Here is a 16,672-nt window from a genome sequence, read left to right as displayed (position 1 = left end):
TTCCGCCTGACGACCATAGCGAGCGGGTCCCACCTGACCCCATGCCGAACTCAGCAGTGAAACCGCTCAGCGCCGATGGTAGTGTGGGGCCTCCCCATGCGAGAGTAGGTCATCGTCAGGCACTTATCCCGGAAACCCCCGTTGGCTCAGGCCAGCGGGGGTTTTTTCGTGGGCGGGCAGGCCGTGCATGAAAACCCACTACGTGATGACGCTTGCCACTGAATAAATCCCACCCCATGTTCGTTATATTCCTCCCACTTTGGTCGCGATCCGGCACGATTGTCTTGAAGCGACCCAACGGGCACCGCATCATTCGATGACGAATCGCGACAATAACCGATAATATCCGCAGTGCCTTCTGTCGAATCGGGAAGCAGCGGCAGGGAGCGTTTCTCGTTATGACGATGAATCATGCAACGGTTGCGGTCATCGATGACGATGCCGAAATTCGCGAGTTGCTGCATGCCTACCTCTCGCAGCACGGTTTCCGTGTAGTTCTCGCGGAAAACGGTGATGCGGTACCCTCCCTGTTGCGTGACGAGTCTCCCGATCTGCTGATACTCGATATCATGATGCCCGGTGAAGACGGCTTGTCCCTGTGTCGCGATCTGCGTCGTCACAGCAACGTCCCCATCATCATGCTGACCGCCAGTTCCGATGAGACCGACCGCATTCTCGGTCTGGAGCTGGGGGCGGATGACTATCTGGCGAAGCCCTTCAACCCGCGTGAGCTGCTGGCGCGCATCAAGGCGGTGTTGCGTCGCATGCGACCGCTGCCGAGCACGCCCTCCAGGATGGTACGTTTCGGTCCCTGGTGCCTGGATCGCATCACACGCGAGCTGATCGATGACATGGGGAATCGCAGCCGTCTGTCGGGAGCGGATTATCAGCTGCTGGGAGTGTTCCTCGATCATCCCGAGCAGGTCCTCTCGCGTGAACGACTGTTCGACTTGAGCCGCGGCCGTCGTGCGCCGCCGCTGGATCGTTCCATCGACGTGCACGTCTGCCGCCTGCGCCAGCGTCTGGGCGAAGATGCCCAGCACTCGCAATTGATTCGCACCGTGCGCGGGGCGGGCTATGTCCTGGCGGCGCCCGTGGAAGCCGTAATGTGAAGCGATGGTGGCGGCCGCGTACCCTGCGGGGGCGTTTCGTGCTGATCATGCTGCTGGGCGTATTGAGCGCTCAACTGGCCAGTTACGGCATCTGGAGCTGGCAGGAAAACCGTGAGCGCCTGGCACGGCTCGACGCCCTGTCCCGCAATCTCGCCGATAGTCTGGCGGCCACCGTGCGCTACTTCAGCTCGTTACCCTATGAGTATCGCCACATCGTGCTCGACCAGCTGCGGGACATGGGGGGCACGCGCTTCTTCGTCAGCGTGAACGACCATCGCATCAAATTGCCGCATACCAGTGGCGGGGCGGCACGCGAGATGGTGGCGTCCAATCTGCATGACGGGCTCATCCGCGAACTGGGCCAGCAGGAGCTGCATATCGGCTTTTCGCGGCCGGGCGACCTGCGGGTCTTCAACAACGAGGTGCCTCTCGCGGACCTGCCGGCACATTGGGCGCACCGCAGCCTGACGATCGTTCCCCTGTCGACACCGATTCTCGTGGTGCAGATGCCGCTCGAGGCGGGGGACTGGTTGTTCGTGGCCACGTCGCTACCTATGGCGGAAACGCTGGAACACGCCTCCTGGCTGGCAGGTGACCGGTTGTTCGTGTCCCTGGCCGTTCTGCTCACGGTGATCGGCTTGTCGCTTTGGGGAATCCGCTGGGCGACACGGCCCCTGTCGGTACTCGCCAAGGCGGCGCGACGGCTGGGGGACGATCTCGAGTCACCGCCGCTTGCCGAGCGAGGCCCCCGGGAGCTTCGCGACACCGCGGCGGCCTTCAACCGCATGAGCGAGCGCATTCGCCATCAGGTCGAGGAGCGCGAGCGTCTGTTTTCGGCCATTTCTCACGACTTGAAGACGCCCATTACCCGTTTGCGCCTGCGCGCCGAAATGCTCGACGCCCCCGCTCAACGCGAGGCGTTCATTCGCTCCCTCGACGAGATGGATCAGCTGGTGAAGGGGGCGCTGGCTTCGGTGAAAGGGCTGGACCTGCACGAGCAGGCGACGGCGATCGACCTGGATGCGATGGTGCAAGCACTGATCGATGACCTGGCCTGGCACGACGAAGCCAGTGTGCATCTCGAAGGGCGAGGGGGGTGGTTGATGGCCAAGCCCCTGGCGCTCAAGCGTTGCCTGGCCAATGTCATCGAAAACGCGATCTTCTATGCACAGTGCGTGCGCATCGAGCTGCGCCGGCATCCTGACCACATCCATGTGATCGTCAGCGACGATGGCCCGGGCATTCCCGCCGAGCAGCGCGAGCGTGTCTTCGAGCCGTTCGTGCGCCTCGAACCCTCGCGCAATCGCCATACCGGGGGCAGCGGGCTGGGGCTCGCCATCGCCCGGCACATCGTGCGCGCCCATGGAGGCGACATTCGCCTTGAAACCGCACGCGAGGGTGGATTGAGCGTGACGCTCAGCTTGCCGTTGCAGCATTGAAGCGTCCTCCGTCGCTTTACGCTTTGTCTGAAAAATGCCTGCGCTTGTCCATACGGCGTTAAAAATCGGATCAAAATGCTCATTTACACCGCGTAAACTCCGCTTTTTCACCGATTTTTGCCTTGTCTGGCCATCGCTCGCCGATTTTTCAGACAGAGCTTAGGGGGCGCCATCGTCGCCATATTACAAAGATGTAAGATTGCGCCAAGAGTTTGCAAGAATCGGTAACCCAACGCCGCGTTGGCATGGGCTAGTCTCGACATTCAAGGATCGGGAGAGCGTTCTGCCGGTTGTCGGTCGCCGCATGGCGACTGAACCAATAACGATAACGCCAGCGGGATCATGCCATGCCATTCTCTGTTCCCTCCTCATGGGGACGCGGTGTCCCTCGCCATGGGCATTGTTGTCCTGCGGCCATCTCGCCGCCGGCGGCACCCCGTATTGTCGCGATCACTCCCCGATGCTTGCCGGTCACGAAGCCCACGCGCGTCGTGACCGAGGTTCGTCGTCATAACAACCACAAGGAGTCACGCCATGAAAACCATCCATGCACTCGCCGCGGGGGCATTGCTGGCCACTGCCGTGGGGCAGGCCCAGGCCGCTCAAATCGAGGTATTGCACTGGTGGACATCGGGGGGCGAAGCGAAAGCCGCCAACTTGCTCAAGGAAAAGCTCGAGGCCAAGGGGCATACCTGGAAGGACTTCGCGGTTGCGGGCGGCGCGGGCGACAGTGCCATGACGGTGCTCAAGTCGCGCGCGATTTCCGGCAACCCGCCGGCGGTGGCCCAGATCAAGGGACCCTTGATCCAGGAATGGGGCGAGATGGGCTTTCTCGGCAATATCGACAAGGCCGCCGAAGCCGATGGCTGGGATGATTTCCTGCCCCAGGAAATCGCGGCCTATGACAAGGTCGACGGCCATTACGCTGCGGTGCCGGTCAATATTCACCGCATCAACTGGATCTGGGCCAACCCGGAGGTGCTGAAGGCGTCGGGCGTCGAGGAAGTGCCGCAGACCTGGGACGCCTTCTTCGAAGCCGCGGACAAGATTCGCGAGGCGGGCTACATTCCGCTCGCTCATGGTGGGCAGCCGTGGCAGGACGCGACCGTGTTCGAAGTGGTCATGATGGGCATCGGCGGCGGCGACTTCTATCGCAAGGCGTTCGTCGAGCTGGACCCCGAGGCGCTGACCAGCGACACCATGATCGAGTCGCTCGAGACCTTCAAGAAGCTGCGCGGCACGATGGACGACAACATCGCCGGACGCGACTGGAACATCGCCACCTCCATGGTCATCAACGGCAAGGCGGCCATGCAGATCATGGGCGACTGGGCCAAGGGCGAGTTCACCGCCGCGGGCATGACGCCGGGCGAGGACTACGAATGTGTCGCACCGCCCATGACGGAGCACATGTTTTCGTACAACACCGACAGCCTGGCGATGTTCGACGTCGACGACGCAGGCCAGCAGCAGGCCCAGCTGGATCTTGCGAGCCTGGTGCTGTCGCCCGACTTCCAGGCCAGCTTCAACCAGGCCAAGGGCTCGATTCCGGTGCGCCTGGACGTGCCGCTCGACGACTTCGACGCATGCGCCAAGGCATCTCGCGAGGCCTTCGATGTCGCCATGGACGAAGGCGGACTGGTGCCCAGCCTGGCACACGGCATGGCGGTATCGGACAGCCAGCAGGGCGCGGTGTTCGATGTCATCACCAACTTCTTCAATGACCCCGACATGACGGCCGAAACGGCCGCCGAACGTCTGGTCAGCGCGGTGCGCGCGGCCGAGTGAGGTGAGTCGAGGCTCGCTGCCGGGGACGTCCTCGGCGGCGAGTAGTTGTGTCTTGTCAAAAGGATGACGTCGATGTCACCGCATGTCTCTTCGCCACGGGTCGGCGGCAAGGGGCGCCGTCGATCCCTTGCCGGGCAGGTCGAGCGTTTCCTGCCTCGCCTGGTGGTTGCGCCCTCGCTGGCCGTGGCCCTGTTCTTCGTCTATGGCTACATGCTGTGGACGTTCGTGCTGTCGCTGACCGACTCGCGCATGTTGCCGCAGTACGATTTCGTCGGCTTCGCACAGTACGCGCGCCTGTTTGCCAACGAACGCTGGAACGTGGCTGCCACGAACCTGGTCGTGTTCGGGGGCCTGTTCATCGTGAGTTGCCTGGTGATCGGCCTGCTGCTGGCCATTTTTCTCGATCAGCGCATTCGCCAGGAAGGTGCGCTGCGCACGATCTATCTCTATCCGATGGCTCTCTCGCTGATTGTGACGGGGGTGGTCTGGCGCTGGCTGCTCAACCCGGGCCTGGGGATTCAGGCCCTGGTCCGTAGCTGGGGCTTCGAGGATTTCACCTTCAACTGGCTCGTCGACAGCGACATGGCCATCTACACCCTGGTGATCGCCGCCGTCTGGCAGGCCTCGGGGTTCGTCATGGCCCTGTTCCTGGCCGGCCTGCGCGGTATCGATGACAGTCTGTTTCAAGCGGCGGCGCTGGATGGCGCAAGCTTGCCGCGCATCTACCTGCGCATCGTGCTGCCGAGTCTGCGCCCCGTGGTCTTCAGCGCCGTGATGATCCTCGCGCATATCGCCATCAAGAGCTTCGACCTGGTCATGGCCTTGACCGGCGGCGGCCCTGGCTACGCCACCGACCTGCCGGCCACGTTCATGTACGCGCACACCTTCACCCGGGGGCAGATCGGCCTGGGGTCGGCCAGCGCGATCATGATGCTGTGTGGCGTCCTGGCGATTCTGGTGCCGTATCTGTATTCCGAATTGCGGGGGCAACGAAATGGCTAACATGGTTCGTCGGCGTTCCACTTCGGCGCGTTTATGGCGCGGCGGGCTATACGCCCTGTTGATCGTGGCAGCCCTGGTGTACCTGCTGCCACTGGTGGTGATGATCCTGACCTCGCTGAAGCCGCTGGAGGAAATTCGTGCCGGTGCCTTGCTGTCCCTGCCGAGCACGATCAGCTTCGAGGCGTGGATCAAGGCCTGGAGCACCGCCTGTACCGGCATGCGGTGCAATGGCATGTCGGGGTATTTCCTCAACTCCATCGCCATCGTCGTGCCTGCCGTGGCGATCTCCACGTTCGTGGGGGCGCTCAACGGGTATGCCTTGACCAAATGGCGGTTTCGCGGCGCCAATCTGTGCTTCGCGCTGTTGCTGTTCGGTTGTTTCGTGCCGTTCCAGGTAGTGCTGATGCCGATGGCCCGCACGCTGGGGTGGCTGGGCATGGCCAGCTCCACCACCGGCCTGGTGCTGGTGCATGTGGTGTACGGCATCGCGTTCACCACGCTGTTCTTCCGCAACTATTACGTTTCGGTACCCGACGAGATGATCGCCGCGGCCAAGCTCGATGGCGCCGGGTTCTGGCGTATCTTCTGGCGCATCCTGCTGCCGGTTTCGGGGCCCATCATCACCGTGTCGGTGATCTGGCAGTTCACCCAGATCTGGAACGACTTCCTGTTCGGGGTCTCGTTCGCGGGTTTCGACTCGCAGCCGGTGACGGTGGCGCTCAACAACCTGGTCAACACCTCCACCGGGGTCAAGGAATACAACGTCGACATGGCGGCGGCGTTGATCGCCGCGCTCCCCACGCTGGTGGTGTACGTACTGGCGGGCAAATATTTCGTGCGCGGGTTGACCGCGGGTTCCGTCAAGGGCTGATTGCAGAGGTCATTATGTCCGCATTGAACATCCGTCACGTCGACAAGACGTTCGGTAGCACGCAAGTACTCAAGGATATTTCGCTGTCGATCGACTCCGGCGAGTTCCTGATTCTGGTCGGCCCCTCGGGATGCGGGAAGTCGACGCTGATGAATGCCATCGCGGGGCTGGAACCGGTGACGTCCGGCGAAATCCAGATCGGCGGTGAAGACGTCACCTGGCATACGCCGGCCGAGCGTGACATCGCCATGGTGTTTCAGTCCTACGCCCTGTATCCGAGCATGAATGTGCGTCAGAACATCGCCTTCGGCCTGGAAATGCGCAAGATGCCCAAGGCCCAGCGCGAGGAGGCGGTCGCACGCGTGGCCGAGCTGCTGCAGATCACGCCACTGCTCGACCGCAAGCCGTCGCAACTCTCGGGCGGGCAGCGCCAGCGTGTCGCCATGGGGCGGGCCCTGGCGCGCGAACCGCAGATCTACCTGTTCGACGAGCCGCTCTCGAACCTGGATGCCAAGCTGCGTGTCGAGATGCGCACCGAAATCAAGAAGCTGCATCAGCGTCTGGGCACGACCATCGTTTACGTGACCCACGACCAGATCGAGGCCATGACCCTGGCCGATCGCATTGCCGTGATGCGCGACGGCGAGATCCTGCAACTGGGGACGCCCGACGAAGTCTACAACGACCCCGTGGACATGTTCGTCGCGGGGTTCATGGGCTCGCCGTCGATGAACTTCATTCCCGTGACGCTGGTCAGCGGCGGCGACGGGTATGTGCTGCGCGTGCTCGATGGCGACGATCCCACAGGGGCGCCACTGGAGCTGCCCTGGCCGGCCGAGCGCGACGCGCAGGCGCTGCAGGCGCGGGTCGGCGAGCGGCTGATTCTCGGACTGCGTCCCGAGCACTTCGTCGAAGACGAAACGCGCATGGAAACGTCGTTCGACGGGACGCGGCTCGAGGTGATGGCGACGGTGGTCGAGCCCACCGGCGCGGACATCCTGCTCCAGGCGACGCTGGGCGAGACCGAGGCCACCATGCGCCTGGGGCCCAAGAGTCGGGTGGCGGCCGGCGAGCGTGTCGCCCTGCGCGTCGACATGAGTCGGGCCGTGCTGTTCGAGGCGACGAGCCAGCGACGCGTGGCCTAGCGTCGCGACGGCGGCGCGCCGGTGTCGGTTCGCCCGGCACCGGCGCGGCTTGCGCGCTTGCCTTGGGCGATGAGCGCTCGTTAGACTGCGCGCTCGCCGTTTCTGGAGTTCAACATGGCTGTCTGCCCGCACGAGTGGCTGCTTTATTGCCGTCCCGGCTTCGAAAAAGACCTGAGTGCCGAACTTGCCGACAAGACGGCCCACGCCGGGCAAGGCGGATATCCCATCGCGGCCCGGGATAGCGGCCACGTGCGCTTCGTGCTGGACCCCGAGACGCCGGCCAACGAGGTGCATCGCGCCTTGCCGCTCGAGGCCCTGGTGTTCGCGCGCCAATCGCTGGTCGCCTTTCCGCCGCTGGAAGCGCTTCCCCGTGACGACAGATTGTCCGCGATCGTCGATCTGGTCGTCGCCAGTGGCTGGTCATTCGAATCGATCTGGCAGGAAACCCCGGATACCAACGAAGAAAAGGCACTGGCCGGCTTGATGAAGGCGCTGCGCAAGCCGCTGGAAAGCACGCTCAGAAAACGTGGTGCCTTGCGTCGCAAGGCCGGCGGGCGGCGCCTGCACCTCTTCTGGACGGCAGGAGACCGGGTTCAGCTGGCGATGAGCTTTCCCGGCAACCGTGCCGAGCATCTCGGGGGGATACCGCGCTTGAAGTTTCCCCGTGAAGCGCCGAGTCGTTCGACACTCAAGCTCGAGGAGGCCTGGCACGTCTTCGTGCCGCGCGAGGCGTGGCCGGCACGGCTCAGCGACAGCATGCAGGCCGCCGATCTGGGAGCCGCGCCGGGCGGCTGGACGTACCAGCTCGTGCGCAAGGGCATGTACGTCTACGCCATCGACAACGGCCCCATGGATGACGCGCTCATGGCCAGCGGCCAGGTCGAGCATCTGCGCGAGGACGGATTCGTCTGGCAACCGCCGATGCGGCTCGATTGGCTGGTATGCGATATCGTCGACAAGCCCATGCGTGTCATCGACATGGTCGAGCGCTGGCTCGTCGCGCCGTGGTGCCACGAGGCGATCTTCAACCTCAAGCTGCCGATGAAAAAGCGCTGGGACGAGGTCTCGCGCTGTCTCGAACGGCTCGCCTCGTCCCTGGACCAGGCGGGGATTCGTGCGCGGATACGCTGCCGGCATCTTTATCACGATCGCGAGGAAGTCACCGTTCACGTGTGCCTGCTCGATTGAGCTGGCCGCAGCGATGGCGCATCATCAGCCTGTGAATCCCCACTGAGGTAACGCCTTCCATGTCCGATTCCGATACGACCTTGCCCGCGTCGGATGCCGAACTCGACACCTCCGGCCTGTACTGCCCCGAGCCGATCATGATGATGCACAACCAGGTGCGCGACATGACCGCCGGCCAGATCCTGACCGTCATCGCCACGGATCCGGCCACGACCCGCGACGTGCCCAAGTTCTGCACGTTCCTGGGGCACGAACTCGTCGCGCAGTCGCACGACGACGAGCGCTATCGCTATGTCATCCGCCTGGCCTGACGCCCTTACGACGAGGGCGTCATCATCATCGCCAGGGCCTCCAGCGTGGCGGGGTCCTCCCGCTTGATCTGGCTGGCGATGTGGCGCTGGAAGAAGTAGACCGTCTTGTGCCGGCTGTGCCCGGGATACAGACAGGCATCGCCGGCGACGATCGGCGTCTGGTCGACACGGGTTTCGTCGATCAGCAACGCTTCCACGCTGCCGTCATTGTATAACCGCCATCCGAAGACCTGCTTGAGCTGCCAGAGGTGACTGCCGCTATCCAGGCACAGGGCGTGCGTGCCCTGCGTGTCGGGCAGTTGCTGAATCAGTGTCGGTGCCTGCGTCTCTTCGTAGTCGAAATAGGCCGCGGCATGTTCCAGTTCGTAGACTTTATGCTCGGGCGGGGTATGGAAGATGTCGTCGGTCTCGGGGTCCCGATAACCGAAGAAGTGACCGTGGTCGGGGCTGTCCAGCTCGTGGCAGGCAGTCAGCGACTCCATCCACGGCACCATGCCCACCACTTCGCCGCTTTCACGCAGCCCCCAGGCCAGCAGGGGCATGGCATACAAAGTGTCCGGATCCGAAGCCAGGTGATACAGCATCTCCAGGCCGTCCAGCTCGGGAGCCAGGCGCACGATACGACGTTGTGCCTGGCGCCGCTGCCTCATGGTATCCAGATCGATGACCTGAGCGGTGCGTGGGGACGAGACGATGCCCATGGCAACCTCCTTGCGCAGCAGTAGTAGGCCAAGACCTCAGTTCACTATTAGCACAGGGCGGCGTGGAAAGTTAAGCATTGTCGTGCACGTTTTATGGCACGTTAATGCCCCGCCCCGCTCGACGGACCGAGCGGGGAGGGGCACAGCGGACGGCGAGCGCCGTGTCAGTGGGAGGTGGCGGGCCGCGAGCCGTTGCGACCGCGCTGCATGGCGAACAGGCCGATGCCGATGAGCAGACCGATCACATCGGTGTAGATGCCGCCGTAGATCATGCACAGCGCCCCGATCAGCATCACCAGGCGTTGCCAGGCCTTGACCGGGCCGAAGAACCACGCCTGCACGGTGGCCGACAGCAGCACGATGCCGAGTGTCGCGGTGACGCCGACGCGCAGGATCTGCAGCCAGGAGCCTTCCATCAGCATTGCCGGACTGTAGAAGAACATGAAGGGCACGATGAAGGCCGCCAGGCCGATCTTGAACGAGGCCACCGAGGTGCCCATGGCGTTGTCGCCCGAGATACCCGCCGCCGCGTAGGAGGCCAGCGCCACCGGTGGCGTGATGGCCGAGACGACCGCGAAATAGAACACGAAGAAGTGGGCGACCAGCGGCTGGATGCCGATATCGATCAACCCGGGCGCCACCACCGAGGCCGCGACGGCGTAGGCGGCGGTGGTCGGCATCCCCATGCCCAGCAGAATGCTGATGCACATGGCGAAGAACAGCGCCAGCAACTGGCTGACACCGGCCAGCCCCAGCAGCAGCGAGGAGAACCGCGCTCCGACCCCAGTCAGCGCGATCACGCCGACGATCAGCCCCGCACAGGCGCAGACGGCGATGATCTGGATCGACATCGTGCCGGCGAGCTGCAGGGCCTTGAGGATGGCGCGGATGCCCATCTTGTTAGGCGAGACCCAGCTCACCACGGCGGCGGAGGCGGTGGCCAGGGTGCCGGCGCGAATCACCGAGTAGCCCATGAACAGCGCCACGATCAGAATGATGATGGGCGCGAACAAGTAGGCCTGCTTGACCAGCCTGGAGAAGCGCGGGATCTCGTCCTTGCGCATGCCGCGCATGCCCTTGCGTGCCGCTTCGAAGTCGACCATGAAGTAGACCGACGCGAAATACAGGATGGCCGGTATCAGGGCGGCGATGGCGATCTCGGTGTACGGGATGCCGGTGATCTCCGCCATGATGAAGGCGCCGGCCCCCATGATCGGTGGCATGATCTGGCCGCCCGTCGAGGCGGCGGCCTCGATGGCGCCGGCACTGCGTGCGGGGTAGCCCACCTTCTTCATCAGCGGGATGGTGAGCGAGCCGGTGGACACGACGTTACCGGCACTGGTGCCGTTGATCATGCCCATCAGGCCCGAGGCGAAGATCGAGACCTTGGCCGGGCCACCGCGCGCGCGTCCGGCGGCGGCGAAGGCGAAATTGATGAAGTAGTCGCCGACCTTCGACGCCTGAAGGAATGCCGCGAAGATGATGAACAGGATGATGTAGGTCGAGGACACGGCGGTCGTCGGCCCCAGCACCCCGGCATCGGTATAGACCTGGCTGAAGAAGCGGCCCACCGAGAGCCCCGGATAGCCGAGAAAACCCGGCAGCCAGGGGCCGGCGAACACATAGGTCAAGAACAGCGCGGCGATGATCACCAGCGCGAGACCGGCGACCCGCCGCGTGAGTTCGAGGATCAGCGCGGCGCCGGCGATGGCGGCGTAGGAAATTCCCATTGGCGCGAAGGTGGTGCCGGTGGCGGCGCGCAGCGGGCTGTTGAACATCACCAGCAGATAACCGGCGCTGGCCAGCGCGCATACCATCAGCACCAGATCGGCCGGCGAGAGGCGGTGCTGGTACTGCCGGTCGCTCCATGACAGGAGAATGGCGGCCGCCGTGGTCAGCATCAGCGGATAGCCGAAATGGAAAGCTTCGATATTCGGTTCGATACGCATCGCGCCCTGACTCATGGCCTGCTGCATCAGGACGACCTGCACCAGCGCGTACAGGGCGGGGAGCAACAGTGCATACCCCAGGGCCGCCATCCAGCGTGGCGAGCGCGGCTTGCCTTCCTCGACGAAGCGGGTGCCCGCGTAGAGGCCGTAGCCGAGAATCAAGGCCCCGCAGATGTGGATGATGCGAAACGACCACGTTTCCAGCGGGTAGACGTTGAGGGATATCAGGTGAAAGCTCGAGTACGCGATGGCGAGAATGCCGAACAGCCACCACTGCCAGCCGGTATACGCACGGCGGTTGGGTTCGCCGGCATTGTCATCGGCGCCCTCGGCGATGGCGTCGATAGCGGTCTCGTCACGGTCGTCGGGACGAGAGTGGGAATTCTGGGACATGGGCATCACCCTAGGAACGGCAACGAACGACGTACCCCATGCCGCACGGGCATGGGGCATTGAAGAAACACGCGATCAGTCGAGTTTCAGGTCTTCCGGGATGTCGTAGCCGTTCTCTTCGTACCAACGCACGGCGCCCGGATGGAACGGCAGCACGGTGTTGTACTTGAGGTTCTCGGGCACGCTGAACTCGGCGCTGCGGTGAATGTCGCGCATCCGGTCGTTGTTCTCCATGCTCAGCTTGGTGATCTCGTAGACGAAGTCTTCGGGGAGGTCACAGCCGGCGATGGTGAAGTTCCACATGGACACTGCGCGCGCATCTTCCTCGAGCGTCTGGTAAGTGCTGGCCGGAATCTGGAACGGCGAGACCGGGAAGGCATCGAGGACTTTCTGCTGCTCTTCTTCGGTGAACTCGATGATGTTGACATCGGTCTGCACCTCGAGCTGGCTCACGGCGGGAATCGGAATCCCGGCGGCGAACGCGATGACGTCGATCAGCCCGTCCTGGAGCTGCCCGCCCAGGTCGCTCCAGCCGCCGTTGCGGCGTTCGAAATCCACGCCGAGCTCCTCGAGGATGGCCGGGAAGTACGTATCGGACGTCGAGGCCGCCGGCCCGAAGCCGATGCTGGCGCCATCCGGAATATCGGAGATCGACTCGATGCCGCTATCGGCCAGGGTGGTGATGGAGAACGGTGTCTCGTACATCGGGAACAGCGCACAGACGTTGTCCATCTTCACGCCGGGTGCCAGCGGGCTCTCGCCGGCCAGGGCCTCGGCGGCCGGACCCATGGTGGTGAGGCCGAGGGCCAGCTCACCGGTGTGCACCAACGCCAGGTTCTGGTTGGGGCCGCCGGTGACTTCGCCGCCGCCGGAAACGCCCAGCTCGTCGGCGATCAAGTTGGCCCAGCCGGAACCGTAGACGAAGTAGGTCCCGCCCTGGCTGGCCGTGCCCACGGTGAAGTTGTCCGGCCAATCCTCGCGATCGGCTTGCGCCGCGGTGGCGAGGCACATGGCCCCGGCGAGGGTGGCGGTCAAGGCTTGTGTCTTGAAAGACATGGCGAATGCTCCCGATTTCGGTTGTGGTTGTTGCGTATTCCCGTTCGAGTCCCCGAAGGGCGGGACTCGTGAAATACGCCCTATAGGTGGCAACCGCCATTCCATCTTTCTCTTAGTCTTTCATTTTCAATCAGTTACGATTTTTTCATTCGACGAAAGTGGAAGAGGGAGCATGCCGATATGGCTGGAAGTTCGCACAACCTGGCCTGAACCCTGTGCGGATTTCCGCACAACGCGTCGACGCCCATCGGGGGCGAGGGCCGGTCATTCCGTTTCCGCGATATGGCGATAGTCGTCGGCCTTCAGTCCATGCTTCTTGAGCTTGTCGTACAGCGTCTTGCGCGGCACGCCGAGTCGCTCGCAGATATCCGGCACGCACCCCTGATAGCGCACCAGGGCATGGTTGATCACGCTCTTTTCGAACAGCTCCACCTGCTGCGCCAGGGGCAGCTCGCCGCTGTCCTTCTGCGCGCCCTGGAGCAGGGTCTCGAGTCGGTAATCGCAGGTGGCGCCCAGCAGCACATAGCGCTCGGCCACGTTGCGCAATTCGCGCACGTTGCCCGGCCAGTCGTGAGCGAGCAGGGCGGAGATCCCATGACCATCGAGCGGCGGGGCTTCCAGTCCGCTGCGGCTGGCGGAGACCGCGATGAAGTGCTGGAACAGCAGCGGAATATCTTCACGACGCTCGCGCAGCGAGGGAATCGGCAGGGTCACGACGTTGAGACGATAGTACAGGTCCTCCCGGAACCCGCCGGTGTCGGCGGCTGCCTTGAGATCCGTCTTGGTCGCGGCGATGACCCGGATGTCGAGCGGGATCAGGGTGTTGGAGCCCAGGCGTTCCACGGCGCGTTCCTGCAGCACGCGCAGCAGCTTGACCTGAAGCGACAGCGGCATCGACTCGATCTCGTCGAGGAAGACGGTCCCGCCGTTGGCGTGTTCGAACTTCCCCACGCGGCGTTCCACGGCCCCGGTGAAGGCCCCCTTTTCATGGCCGAAGAGTTCCGACTCGATCGTGCTTTCCGGCACCGCGCCGCAATTGATGGCGACGAACGGCTTGCCGCCGCGGGCGCTGCGCTCGTGAATCGCCCGTGCCACCAGATCCTTGCCCGTACCGGTCTCGCCGAAGAGCAGCACGTCGGTCTCGACCTGGCTGATGCGCTGGACCATCGAGGCCAGTTGCTGAATGGCCGGCGTCCGGCCGACCAAGCGAGGCCCCGGGGTGGACTGCTGCGCCTCGAGTTCGGCCTTCAGATGCCGGTTCTCCAGGCTCAAGCGGCGTTTTTCGATGCCCCGCCGCACCACCTCCACCAGCCGCTCCCCGGCGAAGGGCTTCTCGAGGAAATCCCAGGCGCCATCGCGCATGGCTTCCACGGCCGTGGAAATGTCGCCGTGGCCGGTGATCAGTACCACGGGCAGGTCGGGATCGCGCTGACGAATTTCGCGCAGCAGGGCCATGCCGTCCATGCCGGGCATGCGGATGTCGCTGACCAGCACGCCGGGGAAATCCGCCTGCAGGGCACTCAGCGCCGCCTCGGCGCTTTCGTAGACCTCGGGTACGTAGCCCGCCAGTTCGAGGGTCTGGCTGGCGGTAATGCGCAAGTGAGCTTCATCGTCGACGAGCATCACGGGCGTAGCAGCAGGGTCATGCATGAGCGGGGTCCTCGAGTCGTGCGGGATCGTTGGGATCCGCGATACGCGGCAGCCGGACACGAAAGCGTGCGCCGCCGCCGGGCAAGTTGCAGGCGTCGAGCTGGCCATCGAGATCCTCGACGATACGTCGCGAGATCGACAGGCCCAACCCCAAGCCGCTGCCCATCGACTTGGTGGTATAGAACGGTTCGAAGATCTGGGCCAGGCGTGCCTCGTCGATGCCGGGGCCATTGTCGGCGACATCCAGGTACACGGTCGTGGATTCGGCAACGATGGCGAGGGTCAGGCAAGGGGCGGCGGTATCGTTCATGGCCTGGAGCGCGTTGCCGATCAGGTTGACCAGCACCTGCTCGAGGCGCACCGGGTCGGCGCGTACCCACACCGCCTGCTCGGGCCAGTGCTGCTCGACCCGCACGCCGCTTTCGTGAATCCGCGACTGAAACAGGCGCAATGCATACGCAAAGCACGACGCGACGGAAACCGCCGTCAGGTTGTCGCCGCTCTTGCGCGAGAACTGGCGCAGCTGCGCGCTGATCTCGGCCATGCGCTCGGTCAGCTCGAGTACCTGGGCGAGGTTGGCATCGGCGGCTTCGTGTCGCTGGCGGGCGATGAAGGCGCGAGCATTCTCGGTGTAGGCGCGAATCGCCGCCAAGGGCTGGTTGAGCTCGTGATTGATGCCCGCCGCCAGTTGCCCGAGCACGGCCAGCTTGGCGGCTTGCACCAGCTCGTCGCGGGTGGCGCGCAGGCTTTCCTCGGCGCGGCGGCGTTCCTCGATCTCCGCCGACAGACGCCGATTGGTGGCGACCAGGTCACGGGTACGGCTTTCCACGTGCCGTTCGAGTTCGTCGCGGGCCTGGGCGAGGGTGCGTCGCTCGCGTTCGGCGAAGCGCTCGCGCTCACGTCGCAGACGCAGGCGCTGCCATCCGATCCCGGCCCCCAGGGCGATGAGCCCGTAGAGACCGCCGGCAAGCAGCGCCGCCAGCCACTGCGCCTGATTGACCGGCGTCAGCGGCTTGAGGATGTGAATGTGCCAATCGAAATCTTCCATGGGGCGCGTCAGGCTCAGATAACGCCTGCCTTCCAGGGAACCGGAGGCGAAGCTCACCAGGCGTGTGCGGGCATCGTGTCGCTGGTCCTCGCGCAGGCCCGCTGGCGGCAGCGGGGCATCGCCGTAGCGCCGAGAGGCGGCGATGGTCTGACGTTGTGCCCGAGTCAGCGGCGCCATGGTGGTCAAACGCAATTCGGGCCGGCTGGCCATGAAGATGACGCCATTGCGGTCGGTGACCAGAAGCTCCGCGTCCTGCTCGGCCCATCCGGCTTCCACCGCATCGAGCAGGACCTTGAGCACCATGACACCATCCGGGCGCGCGTTCGGCGCCGTGTCGTCGAGCCACACCGGGGCCGAGAAGTAGTAGCCGCGATCCCGCGACTGGGTGCCCAGGCCGTAGAAACTGCCGTTCTTGCCGTCCATGGCTTCCCGGTAGTAGGGCCTGAAGCCGTAGTTCTGCCCGATGAAGGTATCGCGACGATGCCAGTTGCTGGCCGCCAGGGTTTCGCCGGTATGATCGAGCAGGTAGATGTCGGAGACGTTGGCGGTGGCGCGAAAGCGATCCAGCAGGCGATTCAAGGGCATCGAGTCCTGCCCGTCGGGGTCGTTCAGGAAGCGCTTGACCATTTCCCGCGAGGCCAGCAGTTCCGGCAGATAATCGTGACGCGAGAGATGACCGACGAGGCTCGCCGCCGACAGACGCAGTTCGTTCTCGGCATCGTGGCGCAGCTCCTGCAGCGCCTGCTCACGGGCCAGGCGTGCCGTCTGCCACATGCAGACGAGCAGGCCGGCGATCGCGGCCAGCACGAGCAGCGTGCGCGGCCGCACGGGAAGGGGGAAACGGCGTGTATCGGACATGAAGACGAGCGGCTCGTGGCAAATGGCATGACGCATCGGGGCCATATGGCCACACCATCATGATGCGTGGCGGTTTGTCTAAAGTTAAGCGCCAGCGCTTAGTCTTTAGTCGCGGTCCCGAGCGCCGATTGCTTGAGTGCTGAGCGTCGGAGCCTGGTCAC

At 64.1% G+C, this 16,672-nt stretch carries 13 protein-coding genes and 1 rRNA gene; 9 read left to right on the top strand and 5 right to left on the bottom strand.

Translation table 11 applies throughout. The features are described 5' to 3' along the window. Positions 1–5 precede the first annotated feature (5 nt). The 9 genes from rrf to tusA all read left to right on the top strand — a co-directional run bounded on the left by rrf (position 6) and on the right by tusA (position 8,856). A 5S ribosomal RNA gene (gene rrf, locus ABGX75_RS03120) occupies positions 6–121 on the top strand. A 277-nt stretch (positions 122–398) separates the two neighbouring features. After that, positions 399–1,112, top strand: a complete 714-nt coding sequence (locus tag ABGX75_RS03115) for a response regulator (protein WP_011507711.1) — start codon at positions 399–401, stop codon at positions 1,110–1,112. After that, a complete protein-coding gene (locus tag ABGX75_RS03110; RefSeq protein WP_110062708.1) occupies positions 1,109–2,551 on the top strand; it encodes an ATP-binding protein in 1,443 nt (480 codons plus the stop codon). The genes ABGX75_RS03115 and ABGX75_RS03110 overlap by 4 nt, the downstream gene beginning before the upstream one ends. A 534-nt stretch (positions 2,552–3,085) precedes the next feature. Continuing rightward, complete coding sequence (locus ABGX75_RS03105) at positions 3,086–4,339, top strand: ABC transporter substrate-binding protein (RefSeq protein ID WP_035411780.1); 1,254 nt, start codon at positions 3,086–3,088, stop codon at positions 4,337–4,339. 72 nt (positions 4,340–4,411) lie between these two features. Further along, on the top strand, positions 4,412–5,341 hold the full coding sequence (locus ABGX75_RS03100) for a sugar ABC transporter permease (protein ID WP_035411784.1): 930 nt from the start codon (positions 4,412–4,414) through the stop codon (positions 5,339–5,341). Next, positions 5,334–6,212, top strand: coding sequence for a carbohydrate ABC transporter permease (locus ABGX75_RS03095; RefSeq protein ID WP_110062568.1), 879 nt, complete (start codon positions 5,334–5,336; stop codon positions 6,210–6,212). Before ABGX75_RS03100 ends, ABGX75_RS03095 begins: the two co-directional genes overlap by 8 nt. Before the next feature lie 14 nt (positions 6,213–6,226). Further along, a complete protein-coding gene (locus tag ABGX75_RS03090) occupies positions 6,227–7,357 on the top strand; it encodes an ABC transporter ATP-binding protein (RefSeq protein WP_011507706.1) in 1,131 nt (376 codons plus the stop codon). Positions 7,358–7,471: 114 nt separating this feature from the next. Beyond that, complete coding sequence (gene rlmM / locus ABGX75_RS03085) at positions 7,472–8,545, top strand: 23S rRNA (cytidine(2498)-2'-O)-methyltransferase RlmM (RefSeq protein ID WP_110062569.1); 1,074 nt, start codon at positions 7,472–7,474, stop codon at positions 8,543–8,545. 59 nt (positions 8,546–8,604) lie between these two features. After that, the gene (tusA, locus tag ABGX75_RS03080; RefSeq protein ID WP_110062570.1) at positions 8,605–8,856 is read left to right on the top strand and encodes a sulfurtransferase TusA; all 252 of its coding nucleotides are present in this window, start codon (positions 8,605–8,607) and stop codon (positions 8,854–8,856) included. Between the two features lie 5 nt (positions 8,857–8,861). On the opposite strand, the gene ABGX75_RS03075 is transcribed toward tusA, so the two are convergent. The 5 genes from ABGX75_RS03075 to ABGX75_RS03055 all read right to left on the bottom strand — a co-directional run bounded on the left by ABGX75_RS03075 (position 8,862) and on the right by ABGX75_RS03055 (position 16,511). Then, positions 8,862–9,557, bottom strand: coding sequence for a hypothetical protein (locus ABGX75_RS03075; RefSeq protein WP_011507703.1), 696 nt, complete (start codon positions 9,555–9,557; stop codon positions 8,862–8,864). Positions 9,558–9,721: 164 nt separating this feature from the next. Continuing rightward, positions 9,722–11,899 (bottom strand): TRAP transporter fused permease subunit, encoded by a 2,178-nt coding sequence (locus ABGX75_RS03070; RefSeq protein WP_035411795.1) that lies wholly within the window; start codon positions 11,897–11,899, stop codon positions 9,722–9,724. A gap of 75 nt (positions 11,900–11,974) precedes the next feature. Next, on the bottom strand, positions 11,975–12,955 hold the full coding sequence (locus tag ABGX75_RS03065) for a TAXI family TRAP transporter solute-binding subunit (protein ID WP_035411798.1): 981 nt from the start codon (positions 12,953–12,955) through the stop codon (positions 11,975–11,977). A gap of 264 nt (positions 12,956–13,219) precedes the next feature. Beyond that, positions 13,220–14,605, bottom strand: coding sequence for a sigma-54 dependent transcriptional regulator (locus ABGX75_RS03060; protein WP_347411044.1), 1,386 nt, complete (start codon positions 14,603–14,605; stop codon positions 13,220–13,222). After that, complete coding sequence (locus tag ABGX75_RS03055) at positions 14,598–16,511, bottom strand: ATP-binding protein (protein WP_035412290.1); 1,914 nt, start codon at positions 16,509–16,511, stop codon at positions 14,598–14,600. The genes ABGX75_RS03060 and ABGX75_RS03055 overlap by 8 nt, the downstream gene beginning before the upstream one ends. Between the last annotated feature and the right edge of the window lie 161 nt (positions 16,512–16,672).

Source organism: Chromohalobacter sp. (genome assembly GCF_039830575.1).
GTDB lineage: Bacteria > Pseudomonadota > Gammaproteobacteria > Pseudomonadales > Halomonadaceae > Chromohalobacter > Chromohalobacter israelensis.
Note: the sequence above shows the minus strand (reverse complement) of the source record. Positions and strands in the feature narration are given on the sequence as shown.